Annotated in this window: 1 pseudogene; it reads right to left on the reverse strand. The window is 62.1% G+C overall.

Annotation, left to right across the window (positions count from 1 at the left end):
• Positions 1–27: 27 nt before the first annotated feature.
• Positions 28–1,165, reverse strand: a pseudogene (locus AWB80_RS42740) (IS481 family transposase).
• Positions 1,166–1,257: the final 92 nt, after the last annotated feature.

Below are 1,257 nucleotides of genomic sequence, written 5' to 3' on the forward strand. Positions count from 1 at the left end.
CGGGACATGGGTAACACATTCATCCGGTCATGCCGTCAGGTTTATGTTGATGGTATCGAAGTGATGATGAGCGATGTAAAGGTCGTAGCAGTCCGGTTGCGTCGTGCTTGGCCGGATGGCAACGGGCAGGTTCTCAAGCGCACTTGAGACCTTGAAACGTCGGGACATGAAGCGCAGCTCGCCATTGACGCGCACCCGCACAACAACGTCTGCGTCGCCGTATTGCAACGGCGGCAGCTGCTCGGGATAGGCGCGCGGACTGGGCCGGAAACGCGTGATGGGCGTGTCCATGTCCAGCGCCTGATGCGGCCGCTGTGTGTTGTAGACGATACGCCAGCTGTCGAATGCCTGCTGCGCGCCACGGAAACTGGCGAAGTGCCGGCCACCAAGCAGTTCAGCCTTCAGCGTACGGTGAAACCGTTCATCTTTGCCCGTTGGTCTGTGGATGGGCCGGGCGGCTGTACGAAATCTTCACGCCCAGACGGATCAACCAGATGCCCAACGTGGTGAGTTGTCCGGGCTGTGCCGGGCTTCCCCACGGCGAGCCGTTGTCGGCGTTGATGCGCAACGGCAACCCGTAGCGGCGGAACGCGTCGCGCAGTCGCCGGCGCACGGCTGGCGTGTCAGTCGGCCCGCAGGCGTCAAGCGCGATATTGAAGCGCGAATGGTCATCGAGCACGGTCAGCGGCGAGCAGCGCCGGCTATCGACGAGCTCAATCCAGCCCTTGAAATCCATCTGCCACAGATCATTGGGCTGCTCGTGCTCGAAGCGCTTCCAGGGTGTTGCCGCCGCCGAGGCTTCGGCGATGATCAGGCCATGCCGATGCAGAATCCGGGTCATGGTGCCCGCCGTGGGCACCACAGGATGGCCGAGATCACGCAGACGCCGTTCGAGCTTGCGTCCGCCCCAGCGATGTTCGCTACGTAACGCCACCACGCGCTGCTCAATCTCGGCAGCCGTGCGATTCGGGCTCGATAGCGGCCGGCGCGAGCGATCTTCCAGACCGGCTTCGCCAGCCTGCGCATACCGGTTGAGCCACTTGTAGCCGGTCTTCGCACTGATGCCGTATCGCTGGCACAACTCGCGGCGGTTAGCGCCCTCCTGCAGGGCGAGCCGAACAAATTCCAGACGTAGGTTCACGGTATCTCTCGGGTTCCACGACATGGCCGGCTCCGGAAAAAATGCCTCCAGAGTGTTACCCATGTCCCGATACACCTGTTACCTATGTCCCCGGTCCATACACTGCTGCAAAGAAA

The organism is Caballeronia pedi (assembly GCF_001544915.2).
Classification (GTDB): domain Bacteria; phylum Pseudomonadota; class Gammaproteobacteria; order Burkholderiales; family Burkholderiaceae; genus Caballeronia; species Caballeronia pedi.